The sequence below is a fragment of the Brevibacillus invocatus genome (assembly GCF_003710915.1).
GTDB classification, from domain to species: Bacteria; Bacillota; Bacilli; order Brevibacillales; family Brevibacillaceae; genus Brevibacillus; species Brevibacillus invocatus.
Map to the genome: position 1 here is coordinate 23,530 of NZ_RHHR01000042.1, position 16,613 is coordinate 40,142.

Sequence of the window (16,613 nt, forward strand, 5' to 3'; positions counted from 1 at the left end):
CAGTCCGATTACGCAAGAACAGATCGGACAATGTGTCGCTATAGGCACAACGGTTGATGGTGATTTTTTGGCGGTGCATGCTCTGACGGATCAACTGCTTTGGCTGCCAGCTGATGAGGTGTACGCTCGGGTGTTGGATGAAATATTTCGTCAGGTGTATGGAAGCAGCCTAGAAGGAGCCGCTTATTATGAAGCATGGTCGGGGATTCAATCTCATGTCTTTTTGCGGTTGCCTCCGGAAATGGGTCCGTCTTCGCTGGAAGAGCTGGCCAGAGAGTGCAGAATGGCTTTTTTGCCAGATCTGTCCATAGAAAACCAATATGTTTGCTATCTGTTCTACCGGGCACGCAATTTCTTGATTACCATTACACAAGGTCGTTGATAGGATTGAAAAAATAATCAATAACACAAGAAAAGTGTTCAATGGTACTCACCTCGCTGTCCATCATTTAAACGCTTTGTAGATCATGAAGGTAAGGTTTTGCCCAAATCGCGACGGATGAGATCCAGCATCCAGTAGCAGGTTTTTGGCAGTCCCTAAAATATAAAAAGCCGCTTTACTACCCATCAGATAGTAAAACGACTTTCTTCTATTAATTCCGAATCAGATAATCGAATGCACCCAAAGCTGCATTTGCACCGGATCCCATGGAAATAATGATTTGCTTGTACGGACTGTCCGTGCAGTCACCTGCGGCAAACACGCCAGGTAGGCTGGTAGCGCCATGCTTGTCGACCACAATCTCACCCATTCTGGTGCGTTCCAGAGTGTCGCCCAACCAATCCGTATTCGGAACAAGACCGATTTGGACAAATACACCCTGCAACTCTACATGGTGAACTTCCTTCGTATCACGATCCATGTAGGAAATGCCATTTACCTTGTCGGTACCGGTAATTTCTGTGGTTTGAGCGTTCGTGATGACAGTTGCATTCGGCAGACTGTTAAGACGCTCTTGCAGGACAGAATCCGCTTTTAGTTCGGAGTTAAATTCAATAACAGTAACGTGCTTTACAATCCCTGCGAGGTCAATAGCTGCTTCAATACCGGAGTTTCCGCCACCGATAACAGCTACGTGTTTTCCAGCAAACAATGGACCGTCGCAGTGAGGGCAATAGGCAACGCCTTTATTTTTGAACTCGGCTTCGCCAGGGACACCAACATTGCGCCAGCGAGCACCTGTCGAAAGAATGACGGTTTTGCTTTTGAGAACAGCACCGTTTTCCAGTTCAATCTCGATCAGGTCTTTCTTTTCCAAGCGTTTGGCACGCTGCAGGTTCATCACGTCTACGTTGTACTCTTTCACGTGCTCTTCCAGACTTGCAGCAAGCTTAGGACCTTCTGTGTATTTCACACTGATAAAGTTCTCAATACCCATCGTGTCCATGATCTGACCGCCAAAACGCTCTGCCACAATACCGGTACGGATACCTTTGCGAGCTGCGTAGATCGCGGCACTGGCACCAGCTGGGCCGCCGCCGACAACAAGCACATCGAATGGCTCTTTATCGGCAAATGCGGATGCATCTGGTCCATTACCCATTTTGGCGAGAATTTCTTCGAGCGTCATACGACCGCCGCCGAAGTGTTCACCATTCAGGAACACCGTAGGTACGGCCATGATGTTTTTGCTTTCCACTTCTTCCTTGTATGCTGCACCGTCAATCATGGTGTGTGTGATGCCAGGATTGAGGATACTCATCAGGTTCAATGCTTGTACAACATCGGGACAATTGTGGCAGCTCAGGCTGACGTAAGTCTCGAAGTGATATTCGCCTTTAATGCTTTTCACTTGATCGATTACGCTTTGATCAACCTTTGGAGCTCGTCCGCTTACTTGCAGCAGGGCGAGCACCAATGAAGTAAATTCATGTCCCAACGGTACACCAGCAAAAGTGACACCCGTGTCTTCGCCGATGCGGTTTACACTAAAGCTTGGTGTTCGCGACAAGTCTGTTTGCTCGACTTTGATTTTCGGTGAAATGGTTGCCAATTGGTCGACCAGCAGGTTCATCTCATTCGAAACTTTATCGGAGCCTGCACTAACTTTGAGCAATATATCGCTTTCCAGCAATTGAAGGTATTGCTCTAATTGCGCTTTAATGTCTGCATCTAGCATCATTGTTATCGCGCTCCTTAAATTTTACCCACGAGGTCAAGACTTGGTTTCAGTGTAGCGGAACCTTCTTGCCATTTCGCTGGGCAAACTTCACCTGGATTGTTGCGTACGTATTGAGCAGCTTTCAGTTTAGCAACAACTGCGCTAGCATCGCGACCGATACCGCCAGCGTTGATTTCAACAGTTTGGATGATACCATCTGGGTCGATGATGAAAGTACCGCGATCAGCCAGTCCATCTGCTTCGATCAGAACATCGAAGTTGCGGGAAATAACATGGGAAGGATCGCCGATCATGGTGTAGGTAATTTTACCGATGGTTTCGGAAGTATCGTGCCATGCTTTATGAGTGAAATGAGTGTCAGTGGAAACGGAATATACTTCAGCTCCCATAGATTTCAAAGTTTCGTATTGGTTTTGCAAGTCTTCCAGCTCTGTAGGGCAAACGAATGTGAAGTCAGCTGGGTAGAAGCAAACAACACTCCATTTTCCTTTAAAGTTTGCTTCTGTAACTTCTACAAAATCTCCGTTTTTGAATGCTTGTGCTTTAAAAGGGAGTACTTCTTTTCCGATGAGAGACATATTCAATTTCCTCCTTGGGATTTGTTTGTAATAATTCTAACTCGATAATCATTATTATTCAATATCGAGTGTTTGTCAACCCAAATAATAATGATTTTAATTAAATAAATGTTACTAATTTGTATACTTTACTTTATTGAAACCAGGCGCTTCTCCGCGCTACATTATACTAGCTTTGCCAAGATAGGCTAGTTATTATGCAGTCGGATTATTTTTGCTATAATGGAAATGAAATGGATAGATTCATCAATAACCCAAGGAGAACTAGAAACATGTCTACTTTGCCAAGCTGTCCAAAATGCACCTCCGCCTACACCTACGAAGACGGAAATCATCTGGTTTGCCCGGAATGTGCCCATGAATGGGTACCAGGCTCCGAATCTGATAGCCAGGAAGATCAAAAAGTCGTCAAAGACGCCAACGGAAATGTCTTGAATGACGGGGATACCGTTACCATAATTAAAGACCTGAAAGTAAAGGGAAGCTCATCCGTCCTGAAAATCGGTACAAGAGTAAAAAATATTCGTTTGGTTGAAGGTGACCACGATATTGATTGCAAAATCGATGGTTTTGGCGCGATGAAGCTAAAATCCGAATTCGTGAAGAAGGTCTAAATCGATGAACCTAAAGAGCCATTCCGAGTAAAAGGGGTGGTTCTTTTGTTTTCCCCACGGCTTGGTTTTTGGTTAGAATGGATCTAATGAAGGTTATTTGGCTTGGAAAGGATGTCGGAAATGAGCAAAACACTTGTACTGGCTGAGAAGCCTTCTGTTGGGCGCGACATCGCGCGAGTCTTGCAATGTCAGAAAAAAGGAAATGGTTATTTCGAAGGAGATACATATATCGTGACGTGGGCGCTGGGCCATCTCGTCACGTTGGCTGATCCCGAGGTGTATGGGCAGCAATTCAGTTCGTGGAAAATCGAGGATTTGCCAATCATGCCGTCTCCATTGAAGCTGGTGATCATTAAGGAAAGCCAAAGGCAGTTTCATACCGTGAAACAACAGATGAAACGAAATGATGTAAAGGAAATCGTCATTGCGACGGATGCGGGGCGTGAGGGAGAGCTGGTCGCACGCTGGATCATTGAGATGGCGCATGTGAGCAAGCCCATCAAGCGTCTTTGGATCTCATCGGTGACCGACAAGGCAATCCGGGAGGGTTTTCGCAATCTCAAGGACGGCAAAGCGTATGAAAAACTGTATGCATCCGCAGCCGCGCGTGCAGAGGCAGACTGGCTGGTAGGGATTAATGCTACACGAGCCCTAACCTGCAAGCATAATGCCCAGCTGTCCTGTGGTCGCGTGCAGACTCCTACCTTGGCCATCGTCGCGAAACGAGAGGAAGAGATACGCCAATTTAAACCGAAGCCGTATTACGGATTGACTGCTGTAGCTGAAGGGCCAGTCCAGCTTCAATGGCAGGATCAGCAGACAAAGGATGTAAAAACCTTTTCCCAGGAAAAAGCAGATCAGCTGCTGGCGTCATTGAAACAGGAAAAAAGCGCCGAGGTGATTGAGGTCACCAAGGCTCACAAGAAAAGCTTTGCGCCACAGCTCTACGATCTCACGGAGCTGCAGCGGGATGCCAACAAGATGTTCGGCTATTCGGCAAAGGAAACGCTCTCCATTATGCAGGGACTCTACGAACATCACAAGGTAGTGACGTATCCGCGGACAGATTCGCGCTATCTCTCAGCTGATATCGTAGAAACCTTGCCTGATCGCATCAAGGCTGTCCAGATGAAGCCATACGCGCCGCTCGCCGCCAAGGTCTTGCGCGCTCCAATCAAAGCAAGCAAAGCCTTCATCGATGACAGCAAGGTGTCGGATCACCATGCGATCATTCCGACAGAGCAAACGGTTTTGTTGAGCGACCTCAGCGACAAGGAGCGAAGGATTTTTGATCTCGTGGTAAAGCGATTCCTGGCCGTTCTCTTTCCTGCCTTTGAATATGAGCAAACCACGATTCAGGCGAAAATCGGAAAAGAGCTGTTCGTGGCAAGAGGGAAAACCGTGCTGTCGCAGGGGTGGAGAGAGGTATACGACTACGATGTGGAGGACGAGGACTCCAAAAGTGGGGTAGCGGAGCAGACGCTGCCTAAGCTGACAAAAGGGGATCGTCTGCGTATCCAGGCTATTTCACAAACCAAGGGGGAAACCAAGCCGCCGGAGCCGTTCACCGAAGCCAGTCTGTTGTCAGCGATGGAAAACCCCGCGAAATACATGACGAACGAGAGCAAAGAGCTGATCAAAACCATTGGTGAGACAGGCGGACTGGGCACCGTGGCGACTCGTGCCGATGTCATCGAGAAGCTGTTTAACAGCTTTTTGTTCGAGAAGAGAGGCAAGCATATTTACGTTACCGCAAAAGGAAAGCAGCTGCTGGAGCTGGTCCCTGATGACATGCAATCGCCAACGTTGACTGCCCAATGGGAGCAGAAGCTCGGAGCGATCGCCACAGGAAGCTTGAACAAGCAGGTGTTTATCGGCGATATCAAAGCCTACGCAAAAACGGTTGTCCAAGAGATCAAAAACAGCGAGAAAACATTTCGGCACGACAACCTGACCAGAAGCAAATGCCCGGAGTGCAGCAAGCTTTTGCTAGAGGTCAATGGCAAGCGGGGCAAAATGCTGGTGTGCCAGGATCGGGAGTGCGGCTACCGAAAGAACATTGCCAAGACGACAAATGCCAGATGTCCCAAATGCCACAAACGGCTGGAGCTGCAGGGACAGGGTGAAGGACAAACCTTTGTCTGTGCTTGTGGACACAGAGAGAAGCTGACTACCTTCCAGGAGCGCAGAGATAAGGAAAAGGGCAGCAAGGTTTCCAAGAAAGAGGTAGCCCAGTATCTGAAGTCGCAGGAGAAGGATACAGACGAAGGGATGAACATGGCGCTGAAGGACGCACTCGCCAAGTTCAAATTTGATAAGTAACGAGTAGTGTTCCTTAATGGAAGTGCGAGATCCGAATGGCGAGGCTTTACCAGACATTCGGATCTTTCTTTTTCATGTAAAATGGGAGTGCCCCCTGTTTTTATGCAAAAAATTGTCATACGATTACGATGAGTCCGACTACAAACGAAAGGCTGGTGAAGTGCATGAAAATCGAAGCGTTGACGAGCGAAAAGGTAGAGAGCTTTATCGCATACTGCAAGAAGCATAAAGCCGAAGTCGATGATTCATTTTTATATGATGATGACCTGAAAGGTTTTAAGCCTGATGCGGAAAACCCTACTTATCTGATCACGAATTCACTGGGCGAGGTGATCGCTGCTGCTTCCCTTATGATTACGGAATATTATAAGCGGGGGAAAAGCGCGAGGTTTCGAATCTTTCATGCAGAGCCGTCGGATGATGATTGCTACTCGATGCTGATGCAAGCTGTCATCCGGCATGCAAAAGGATTGGATAAGGTTTTTCTCTTTGTACCCGTGAATCATCAAACCCTCAGGGCGCACATGGAACGGTTGAGCTTTGCAGTAGAAAGATACTCCTTCCTGTTCGTAAGAGAAAGCCCGGAGGTACCTGAATATGACTTGCAGAAGGATTATGAGATCAGGGCTTTTCGAGCAGGAATGGATGAGGGAATCTGGTGTGACGTGCGAAATGCTGGATTTGCCAGGCTGCAGGGAAACGATACGCCCATCACTCCGGAAATGGTCACGAAGATGATACAAAGCGAAGAGCATATAGAAGGCGGCATGATGATCCTGTTTCATCACGACAGGCCAGTGGGGATCGTTCGGGGGGCAGCAGACGAATACGAAGGGGAACCGATCATGAATATCGGGCCGCTTGCCATCCTCCCGGAGTATCAGGGGAGAGGCTTGGGCCGCATTTTATTAAGAGCCGCCCTTCGTTTTGCCAAGGAAAAATCCTACGCAAGTACGATCCTGTCCGTAAATGGCGAGAACGAGCGAGCGAAAACACTCTACCTGCATGAGGGCTTCCGACAGGTTGAGGCAGTGGTTTGCTACGCTTATCGGTTGAAGTGAAAGCTGGTGTTCAACAAGTCATTTGAAAAATAACGATGGTGGGCGGGAGAAATCAGGCATGACTAGACAAATAAGACTTCTACTGGAGATCCTGTTCGTTTCTACAAGACTGGGACTCACTTCTTTCGGAGGACCGATCGCACATCTTGGTTACTTTCATCATGAATACGTTCGCAAACGAAAATGGATGGATGAAAAGAGCTATGCGGACTTAGTGGCATTGTGCCAATTCCTGCCCGGCCCTGCAAGCAGCCAGGTAGGTATCGGCATTGGAGTCATGCGTGCTGGTGTTATAGGTGGAATCGTCTCTTTTCTTGGCTTTACTTTACCTTCTGTGATTGCATTGATTGTGTTTGCTTCTGTTCTGCAAGGAATGGATATCAATGATGCAGGCTGGATCCACGGTTTGAAAATCGTGGCAGTGGCAGTCGTAGCGCACGCGATAGTAGGAATGGCGCAACAGCTGGCACCGGATACCAAGCGCAAGGCCATAGCTCTCTTAGCGTTGACAGTGACGCTATTGTGGCAAACAGCATACACGCAGATCGCGATCATTCTCTTGTCGGCGGTTCTTGGCTATCTCATCTATCAAAAACAGAATCAGGATCAAAACTCACAGACGCCTTTTTCCATACCTTTATCACGTGGGCTTGCAATCATTTGCCTGCTTTTATTTTTTGGATTACTCATCCTTCTTCCCGTCCTGAGGGAAGTCACAAGCCTTCGTTGGATTGCGATGTTTGACAGTTTTTACCGGGCAGGGGCACTTGTATTTGGTGGAGGACACGTCGTACTGCCTTTGCTGGAAAAGGAATTCGTACCGACCGGGTGGTTGAGTGAAGCGGATTTTCTTGCAGGCTACGGGGCGGCTCAGGCAGTGCCGGGACCCCTGTTTACGTTTGCTGCCTACTTAGGGGCTGTTATGAATGGGTGGATAGGTGGGGCCGTAGCGACCGTCGCGATCTTCCTGCCGGCTTTTCTTCTCGTTCTGGGCACTCTTCCGTTTTGGAATGATCTGCGTCGCAATCCGAAAATCAAGGGCGCTTTGATGGGTGTCAATGCTGCAGTGGTCGGAATATTGATCGCTGCATTTTACCAGCCCATCTGGACCAGTTCTATCCAGGGGCCAATGGATTTTGCCCTCGCGGCTGTCTTGTTCAGCTTGCTCGTTCATTGGAAATTGCCGCCGTGGATGATAGTCGTAATAGGTGCAGTCGGTGGTATGCTGCTGACGGTTTAGAAATAAATAGGTTGTTTAATCACTTACATTTTTGTGGTCGATGTCTCCATGTTTGAACGCAACTGTAGCAAGACTGCCGAGATGCTGTCCCGTGCAAGCGTTCCTGATGATGAGTGCCCCAAGGCCGAAGCGGATGGAAACAGCCTTTTGGCCGCGAAAGGATTTACGGAATGACTTCGCATACTTTTCCTCTGAATATGCACACGGGATCAATTGAGTCAGTTTGACCCAGCGATTTTCTTTATTCTATTTTGGAGTAAAACTAACATATTGACCTGGACCTCCTATTAATGATGAAAAAAAGAACGTGGGCCACTCCCTCGTTCTTTTTTGTATCCGAAGGCAGGAGCACGCTGAAGCCATGTGATATCGGGTAAAATAAGAAAAGGCATGACGATAGGAAGGAGCACCTCTCCTAAAAATATCATCGAAAAATTAAACCTAAATAAATTCCCGACAAAAGCCGTTCTCCATTTACCCGAAGATATCCGTGAATTTGAAGGGATGGATTATGACTCCGTTCTCCAAAAAGATAGGTACGACCTGATTTTCCTATTTATTTTTAGTCTGGAGGAATTCAAGCAGCATTTGCAAACCGTGATAGAAAAGCAATTATTAAACGAAAAAGGATACTTGTTCTTCGCGTATCCGAAAAAAAATAACAAGCAATATTCCGCGTACATTGACCGAGACAGCTTTTTTGCGGAGATGCTCGTGGATGAAGACGGAGTAATAACGGGGAGCAATATCAAGTTTGCCAGAATGGTCAGCTTCAATGACGTATTTACAGTGATCGGGCTGAAGGCAGAACCCGCGAAGGCGAAAAAAACGGCTAACCCACCAAGCAGCCAATGCGTGGATGACTATATTGTGCATGTTGCGGATATCAAACAGTATTTGAGCGATAAAGAAGAGCTGTTGAAGCTCTACAACCAGTTGACATTTGGCTATCAAAAAGACTGGGCACGTTATGTCTATAGTGCGAAGAGAGCGGAGACAAGGGAAAAACGGCTGTTTGAGATGGAGGCCGTCCTTGCCGAAGGATTTAAAACCATTGAATTGTACAAGCAGAGTAAGAGACGTACGTAACAGGAGCAACCGATCACTCTGCCAAGCCTTCTTGTACAGGATACAAGCGTTTTTTCTTCCGCTGTTCCCCCAGTACTTGCATCATCCACTCCTGAATTTTTCTGGTAGCTCGCGTGGCGAATTCGGGATGGGCCAGGTTGCGTGTCTCCATGGGGTCGTCGGTGAGATTGTAAAGCTCGAACTCATCGGGGACAGGCTGCGTTTTGAACTGGGAAACCCAACAAATCTCGTGTCCGCTATCAATTCCTTCCAGTGGCACAGGCTCTTCGTCGCTTACTCCGGGCTGATTCCAGAATTGGACATTATCGAAGTAACGGGAGAGCTTCCATAGTTCCTCCCTGCCTGATCGCTGCAAGATGGTGATGACGGTTTCCACATGGTTGGGCTGGGTTACGGAAGGGTACGGCTGGCCCAATGGATTTACTTGGTGCTGGCCTCGAGTCACATCATCGTCCGTCATAAAATAGATGGACTCTTCTACGTGTGCAGGGGGCTCCTGGCCCAGAATGACAGGAGTGAGGTCACGACCGACAAAGGGATGGACTTCGCTAAACGATTTCTTCAAGTGCTTCTGAATCATTGAGACATCAACATTCGCAAGTCCAAGCATGGTAGGGATCAGATCGACGTGACTCGTCAGGGTTTGAACGTGCTGAGGCCGTGGAAAGAGATGCGGGTTATGAACAATAAACGGAACATGCAGGACTTCTTCATAGGCACAGTACCATTTTTGATGCAGGTCACCATGTGCGCCGAGCAATTCTCCATGATCAGAGGTAAACAGTACAATCGTATTTTCGTAAAAAGATGAGCGGGTTAGCGCTTCATACACCTTCATCATTTCCTGATCGGCATTTTTTTGCAGCTGATAATAAAGCTTGCGATAGAAGGCTTGATCGGAAATTGGCTGCAATGCCCTTGGCAAAATATCGCGATAGCTGGCTTGGCAACGCGGTTTCGTGTGCAAGGACTCGCTGAAGGTTGGGGGTGGCGCCACGTCGGGCATAGGCTCTACTTCAAACCGATAAACGGGCAGGGTTGCTGTAAGATCTCCATATAACACAATATCATGCGGGTTCACGAAAGAAGCCACGACTAGCCAAGGGGGTGCATCTGGTTCGAGTCTTTTCTGGTGATCGAGCGATTCGATGAGCGATACTGCCTCTGCAGCGTAGATCACATCCCGACCGCTAAGGCCAATCCCAGCAGAAGAACCGGAGTTTCGAGGATTTTTTCCGTGCGGTTCTGGTCCGATCCAACCGGAAAATCCGAAGCTTTCCAGACGATTGGCATGCGCGTATAGCTCTACCTTTTGCCTGTCCGGCACGCCAGATATGGGGTTGTAGCTCGTGACGCTCGCATGAGTGCCGGGAACGATAATATCTTCGTAGGAAAAATGCCATTTCCCTTTATAGTAGGTCTGATATCCGGCAGCGCGAAAGTAATCGCCCATCGTTGGCACCGTATTCGGATCCAGCCAAAACATATCCGAATCAAAGGGCTCTTTTGCGATTCCGGTCGTCTGACTTACACCGTGAAGCGAGGGATATTGCCCGGTAAAAAGGGTGGCACGACTTGGGCAGCAGGCGGCACTCCCGATATAATGCCGATGAAATTCCATACCATGTGACTTTAAAAGCTGCTGGGTAAGGAGGTTTTGTCTGCTCCATTCGCGCATTTCAGTACTTTCATACAGAGGAGGATAGCGCTCTTCATCCACAAGCAACACGAGGAAATTAGGTTTGTCGCAAAAATGGGGAAAACGTCTTGCATGCTTCATAAACACACACCCTAGGATAGATTTTTACCTAGACTATGTAGTAATGCTTCAAAACAGTCGTATGGACGCGCCGATCCTTTGATCGATTGCCTCAAGCCATATCTTCAAAGACTTCCAAGCTCTCCGGCAAAACGGAGGGATCGAACCGTGTAGCATACGATCAACTATAATGCCGGAGATGGAAGTGTGATGGTCAGTAGTGTCTTTGTGCTGGATGGAGACAAACATTTGATAAAAGGCAGCCTGTATCGCAGCTATCCACTATTAAAAAGGATGCTGGCATGAATCACTCTTCTGGCGCCTGTGCACGTTTCGTGAACAGAGCAAAAATGAAGGCTGCGACCGCAAACCCGAATCCGATGAAAAAGGCATTGTGTACACCCGCAACGACCGACTCCGCTAGCTGTACGGGAGAAGTCGGATCAGTCGATTGCTCCAGGAAGCGTTGCTGTCCGGAAGCCATAACGCTGATAAAGAAGGCAACACCGATTGCGCCAGCGACTTGAGAGATGGTGTTTAATATCGCTGTCCCATGCGGGTAATAACGACGCGGAAGCTGGTTCAGACCATTGGTTTGAATGGGCATCATCACCATCGAGATCGCGATCATCAGGCAGATATGCAGGATGAGCAAGGTCGTCTGGGTCGTTTGTATGGTGACCTGTGTAAAGAACCACATCACAATGGAGAGAATGGCAGTACCCGGAATGATTAGGGCTCTCGGCCCGAAGCGATCGAACAGCTTGCCCGTCACCGGAGAGACAAGCCCGTTTAACAGGCTACCCGGCAGCAGGAGAAGGCCAGAAGCGTACACGCTCATGCCAAGCGCTCCTTGGAACAGGAAAGGTAGCAGAACCATCGTCGAAAACAAGGTCATCATCATGATAATCATCATGATCGCTGTCTGAGAAAACATCGGGTACTTAAATGCCCGAAGGTCCAAAAGCGGTTCTTCCATTCGCAGTTGTCGAAAAACAAACAACAAAAGAGCGATGGCTCCCAACAGTACCGAACCGTAAACTTGCGGACTCGACCAGCCTGCTTGACCTTCTCCAGAGCTGCTGAATCCAAATACGATTCCGCCAAATCCGATCGTAGACAAAAGGATCGACAGGACATCTACCTTGGGCTTGGATGGCTGTGAGACGTTCTTCAGATAAATAAACGCAAACACGATGGAAAAGATAGCAAAGGGCAGTACAAGGTAAAACAACCACCGCCAGTGCAGCGATTCCAGAATCAGGCCAGATAGCGTAGGGCCGATAGCCGGCGCGAACATGATGACAAGCCCGATGCTCCCCATCGCAGCTCCCCTTTTTTCCGGGGGATACAGAAGGAGAATCGTATTCATCAGCACGGGCATCATCAGCCCGGTGCCCGCAGCTTGCAGCAAACGTCCGATCAACAGAACCGAAAATCCGGGAGCGATCCCACAGATCAAGGTTCCCAACGAGAACACGATCATGGCGCCCAGAAACATTTGCCGAGTTGTAAACCATTGCACCAGTAAAGCTGAAGCAGGAATTAACACTGCTACCACGAGCATGTAGCCAGTCGCCAACCATTGCAGCGTAGAAGCAGATACATTCAATTCAGTTACTAACTGCGGAAAAGCAATGTTCAGCAGTGTCTCGTTCAATATCGAGAAAAAGGCCCCGATAATCAGCGAGATTAAGATAGGAAGCCTCTTCACATTCCCAAGTTGCGCAGATTGGGGAGAAGCTGATCCTGACTCCGTATGCATTTCTCTTTCCTCCTCACTTCCCGTGGACAGAACAGTCGCCGACGCGACCTCTATTGGTTTATGTTGTCCACGATCAGGCTATGTTATCAGGTTTTCCCTTGCGAATAAAACCCCCAAACTAAGGCTTGATCAGTACTTGTCGATTTACCCGCTCTCTGAAGAGATGAATTTGCTGCTGCTGCAGGTCTATATTCGCAGTGGAGTAACAGAGAAAGTGATGGAGCATTACGCTAAATTCGAATCCGATTATCGCCGTGAGTGGGCAGCCGACCCCCGCTGGAAATTAAACGTGTAGTGATCCCATTTGTAAAAAAATGAATGCTGTGTGAGACAGGGAGATGATTCTCTCTGTCTTTTTTTTGGAGGGAAATGCCATTTTGTGAGAATCTTGTGAGAACGAAACACGATGATTGCTAGATAGCATAGCTTGGAGGAGAGGAGTATCAATCACGATGGATATTAACATGCCCAACCTGGATGGGATTAGAGCTCTCCTTGAAATCAAGCAATTTGATCCCGATGCGCGAGTGATCATGTGTTCCGCAATGGCGCAACGCAAACTTATACTGCATGTGATCAAGGGAGGGGCATCTGATTTTATGGCTATACTCGGTCAAGTCTATATTTAGAATTTATTCAGAACCGAGTGATAGGATAGTAACAGCGACCGGATAAATTACGACATTTATCGTCATTAAGTCCCTTTAAATTAGGTCTTTTTGCACTTGGCTCCTTGAAAACATCTCATGTAGCTTCGTAGGTTATGTCATGTTAATATATGGGAATAAAAACGGGCAAGTCAGGAGGCACCAAGCATGGAGAAGCGAAGACAGAAGCATCAGCTCATCATTCGTGCCATGAAGATGAGTTTTCTCCTGTTGATGACCCTCATGATTGCAGTGTCTTACTCTCCGATCTACGCATCCCCCAGCTATCATGCATCGGGAAAAGTGTACTATGTGGCGAGTGATGGCGACGACAGCAATCCAGGTACACTGGATTCTCCTTGGCGTACGATTCAGAAGGCGGCGGATACGCTCGTAGCGGGCGAAACCGCGCTGGTAAGAAAAGGCGTATACGAGGAATTCGTGACCATCCGTTCATCCGGTTCCGAATCCCGAGGGTATATGATCTTCCAAGCATATCCCGGCGAACGGCCAGTCATCGATGGTTCCAATCTCGATATCGAAAGTGGCGAGAGTGCGCTTGTACAAATCTTGAGCGCGAATTACATCGTATTTGACGGGTTTGAGGTTCGCAATCTCTTTTCCTCAAGCAGCTCGCAATATCCAGCAGGCATAAGAGTTCAAGATGGGGGCTCCAACATCCATATCTTAAACAACGATGTGCACCACATCGAAAATCGCTCCGAGGACGGCAATGCGCATGGCATCCATATCTATGGAAATGCGATCAGACCGCTAAAACAGGTCCGTGTCAGCGGGAACCGTGTGCATCATCTGATTCTCGGCTCCAGCGAATCACTGACGTTAAGTGGGAACATCGACGGCTTCACGGTCGACCAGAACGTGGTCCACGATAATAACAACATTGGGATTGATATCGCTGGTTTTTACGGAGCCTGTTCTCGCCCTTGTACGGACCAAGCAAGGAATGGTGTGGTTTCGGGGAATACGGTGTACAACATCGATTCCTCTGTCAATCCGGCTTATGGCAGCGGCTCCAACAGTGCTGGCGGCATCTATGCAGACGGGGCGACCAATGTCATTATCGAGCGCAATCATGTGTACAAAAGTGATTTTGGGATCGAAATTGCTAGTGAAATTCAAGGGAAAACAACGAGCAACATCACCGTGAGGAACAATTACATCCATCATAATGATGGCGCCGGAATCATTATGGGCGGTTCAAAGGCTACCAATGGCGGTGCCGAAGCGAATCTGTTTGCCAACAATACCCTGGTCGAAAATGATCAGCTGCAGCAAGGGTATGGCGAAATCACGTTTCAGGAGAACAACAGGAACAATGTCATCGTGAATAATCTGATATACGGATTGCCAGGCAAAGCGATGGTCTATAAATCGAATTCCAGCGGATATGGCAATGTGATTGATTACAATCTGTACTATCGTCCGGACGGAGCAGATGGAAGGTCCTGGCGTTGGGAAGGCAAGTCGTACAAGACCTGGGATCAATTTAAGCAGGCAACCGGACATGATACCCATTCGATTTTTGCCGATCCCAAGTTTGTCGATTTCGGGGAGGACATTCGTCTCGTAAGCAGCTCGCCAGCTATTGACCGAGGTACGGAAGCCTATTCGACGAAAACCGAGCATGATTTTTACGGTTTCGCCCGCATACAAGGCTCGACGATCGATATAGGGGTGACGGAGTTTAATGGAAAGGCGAGTCCCCTTTCAGAACAGCAGCCGGTACTTGTTGATCTCACACCTCCGCCTCCACTCTTGGATACAAAGCCATCCGAGCCAGAGCGTTTTGTCATCGATGGAAACTTCTCGGATTGGACGGATCTTCCCGAGCTGAGTTCGGGTAAGTCCCGCGTTCGTTCTATTAAATCCGTGATGGCTGACCAGCAGCTGAACGTACTGCTAACAGGCAGTCTGCTTAGCGATAAAGGCCAGCTCTACTTGAATACCGATCACCATGCAGATACGGGATTTGAGGCACCATTCTGGAGTGGCATGGGAGCCGATTACCTGGTGGAAAATGGCGTTCTGTACAAGTACAGCGGGAAGGGCGGAACCGATTGGGGTTGGACGGAGATACGTTCATACAAAAGAGGGAGGTTCATGGCCACGTCAACCGTCGTAGAAATCTCTATCCTTTTGGAAGATATCGGTTTGCGTGAAGCTGATTCGGTGTCGATCGGCTATGTGTGGAAAGACTCAGCTGCAGATAAGCTCCCTGAGGGAAGCAGCCCGATCTTGGTTAGCCGCACTACCAATCTGCCTCCAACTACTGCAGGAAAGACTGTCATCAGCGTGGATGGTTCCAGGAACGACTGGAGTCAAGTAGCTGCCTTGAGTACTGGCGAATCGACCCCTCGCGTTCTCAAGGTCCACAATGACTCCGAGTATTTGTACGTATTGGTAGAGGGCAGTGGACTGAAAACGAAGACGCAGTTCTATCTGAATACGGACAATCGAAAAGAGAGCGGCTACAAGGCATCCAATCTGAACGCCGGGGGAGCTGAGCATCTTCTCGAATTCGGCATCCTTTATGAGTACACCGGTAAGGGATCGAACTGGTCCTGGAACGAGAAATCCAATTTAAAGCGTTCCAATGCATGGGTGGAAAGTGATGAATGGATCGAGGCAGCCATTCCGTTGAGTGATCTGGGATTAAGACCTGGCAGTACCCTTACATTGGGTGTTCTGAAGGATGACAAGAGTGAGACACAACTGCCAATCAGCAGTGGGGGTAAGTCGAAATACCTAGTTAAATAGCAGAATTTGATAGATCAACACATCAGACTGAATTCTGTCCGTCACGGATCTTTCGTGGTGCGACAGAATCAGTCTTGATGTACATAAAATCGACATAAATTGGAACTTAAAACAGAAAAAGTACATTATTTGTGTAATTAATTGTATTTAAGTAATATTTTACATTCGTAAAATGACGTATGATAATAGATTTCATAGTCCGATGTTACTAGTTTCGATAGGTTGAAGGAACTAAATTGAAAAAGAGATTATATCAGGTGAGAGCGGTGATTTAGATTGAAAGTACTGATAACGGGTGGATACGGTTTTATCGGATCTCACGTGGCTGACAGATTTCATAAGGAAGGCCATGACGTATACATTATTGATAATCTCTCGACAGGGAAAAAGAGCAACATTGATTTCAAGCCACTAGCGTTGCATAAATCTTTTCACATCATTAAAAATCACCATAATCTTCTGTATTCAAGCGTTCACGAGCATAAAAAAATCCTTTACACTGGAAAGGTCAGGTAGTTCCTGTCCAAATCCAACATAAAGGACATAGCATGGACAAGAATACCCTATTTTCTTCATTTGGTAAATACATTTCACCCATTAATATTGTGAAATTTCAACAACGGATAGACGAAAC

General features: G+C 47.8%; 15 protein-coding genes. 11 read left to right on the forward strand and 4 right to left on the reverse strand.

Going from position 1 to position 16,613, the window contains the following annotated elements:
- The first annotated feature begins 67 nt into the window (after positions 1-67).
- The gene (locus tag EDM52_RS19880) at positions 68-382 is read left to right on the forward strand and encodes a hypothetical protein (protein WP_245997170.1); all 315 of its coding nucleotides are present in this window, start codon (positions 68-70) and stop codon (positions 380-382) included.
- 211 nt (positions 383-593) lie between these two features.
- On the opposite strand, the gene ahpF is transcribed toward EDM52_RS19880, so the two are convergent.
- Positions 594-2,123 (reverse strand): alkyl hydroperoxide reductase subunit F, encoded by a 1,530-nt coding sequence (gene ahpF / locus EDM52_RS19885; RefSeq protein ID WP_122910693.1) that lies wholly within the window; start codon positions 2,121-2,123, stop codon positions 594-596.
- Positions 2,124-2,137: 14 nt separating this feature from the next.
- Positions 2,138-2,701 (reverse strand): alkyl hydroperoxide reductase subunit C, encoded by a 564-nt coding sequence (gene ahpC / locus EDM52_RS19890; RefSeq protein ID WP_122910694.1) that lies wholly within the window; start codon positions 2,699-2,701, stop codon positions 2,138-2,140.
- Positions 2,702-2,973: 272 nt separating this feature from the next.
- Here ahpC and EDM52_RS19895 point away from each other — a divergent pair, with 272 nt between their 5' ends.
- The 6 genes from EDM52_RS19895 to EDM52_RS19915 all read left to right on the forward strand — a co-directional run bounded on the left by EDM52_RS19895 (position 2,974) and on the right by EDM52_RS19915 (position 9,027).
- Positions 2,974-3,315, forward strand: a complete 342-nt coding sequence (locus EDM52_RS19895) for a zinc ribbon domain-containing protein YjdM (protein ID WP_122910695.1) — start codon at positions 2,974-2,976, stop codon at positions 3,313-3,315.
- 120 nt (positions 3,316-3,435) lie between these two features.
- Positions 3,436-5,637: a DNA topoisomerase III gene (locus tag EDM52_RS19900; RefSeq protein WP_122910696.1), complete on the forward strand. Its 2,202-nt coding sequence runs from the start codon at positions 3,436-3,438 to the stop codon at positions 5,635-5,637.
- Between the two features lie 128 nt (positions 5,638-5,765).
- On the forward strand, positions 5,766-6,698 hold the full coding sequence (locus EDM52_RS19905; RefSeq protein ID WP_122910697.1) for a GNAT family N-acetyltransferase: 933 nt from the start codon (positions 5,766-5,768) through the stop codon (positions 6,696-6,698).
- A 58-nt stretch (positions 6,699-6,756) separates the two neighbouring features.
- The gene (locus tag EDM52_RS19910; protein ID WP_122910698.1) at positions 6,757-7,938 is read left to right on the forward strand and encodes a chromate transporter; all 1,182 of its coding nucleotides are present in this window, start codon (positions 6,757-6,759) and stop codon (positions 7,936-7,938) included.
- 48 nt (positions 7,939-7,986) lie between these two features.
- Positions 7,987-8,112: a hypothetical protein gene (locus EDM52_RS25490; RefSeq protein WP_276330132.1), complete on the forward strand. Its 126-nt coding sequence runs from the start codon at positions 7,987-7,989 to the stop codon at positions 8,110-8,112.
- Positions 8,113-8,328: 216 nt separating this feature from the next.
- A complete protein-coding gene (locus EDM52_RS19915; protein WP_122910705.1) occupies positions 8,329-9,027 on the forward strand; it encodes a YdeI/OmpD-associated family protein in 699 nt (232 codons plus the stop codon).
- 13 nt (positions 9,028-9,040) lie between these two features.
- Here EDM52_RS19915 and EDM52_RS19920 read toward each other — a convergent pair whose 3' ends face one another.
- Together EDM52_RS19920 and EDM52_RS19925 are read right to left on the reverse strand one after the other, a co-directional pair.
- The gene (locus EDM52_RS19920) at positions 9,041-10,807 is read right to left on the reverse strand and encodes a sulfatase family protein (RefSeq protein ID WP_122910699.1); all 1,767 of its coding nucleotides are present in this window, start codon (positions 10,805-10,807) and stop codon (positions 9,041-9,043) included.
- 286 nt (positions 10,808-11,093) lie between these two features.
- Positions 11,094-12,551 carry an MDR family MFS transporter gene (locus tag EDM52_RS19925; RefSeq protein ID WP_122910700.1) on the reverse strand — a complete coding sequence of 486 codons (1,458 nt, stop codon included), beginning with the start codon at positions 12,549-12,551 and terminating at the stop codon, positions 11,094-11,096.
- Between the two features lie 163 nt (positions 12,552-12,714).
- Here EDM52_RS19925 and EDM52_RS25495 point away from each other — a divergent pair, with 163 nt between their 5' ends.
- The 4 genes from EDM52_RS25495 (at position 12,715) to EDM52_RS19940 (ending at position 16,495) form a co-directional block, all read left to right on the forward strand.
- Positions 12,715-12,846 carry a hypothetical protein gene (locus EDM52_RS25495; RefSeq protein WP_276330133.1) on the forward strand — a complete coding sequence of 44 codons (132 nt, stop codon included), beginning with the start codon at positions 12,715-12,717 and terminating at the stop codon, positions 12,844-12,846.
- Positions 12,847-13,003: 157 nt separating this feature from the next.
- On the forward strand, positions 13,004-13,180 hold the full coding sequence (locus EDM52_RS19930) for a response regulator (RefSeq protein WP_122910701.1): 177 nt from the start codon (positions 13,004-13,006) through the stop codon (positions 13,178-13,180).
- Positions 13,181-13,366: 186 nt separating this feature from the next.
- Complete coding sequence (locus tag EDM52_RS19935) at positions 13,367-15,979, forward strand: right-handed parallel beta-helix repeat-containing protein (RefSeq protein WP_122910702.1); 2,613 nt, start codon at positions 13,367-13,369, stop codon at positions 15,977-15,979.
- Positions 15,980-16,300: 321 nt separating this feature from the next.
- On the forward strand, positions 16,301-16,495 hold the full coding sequence (locus EDM52_RS19940; protein WP_245997172.1) for a hypothetical protein: 195 nt from the start codon (positions 16,301-16,303) through the stop codon (positions 16,493-16,495).
- Positions 16,496-16,613: the final 118 nt, after the last annotated feature.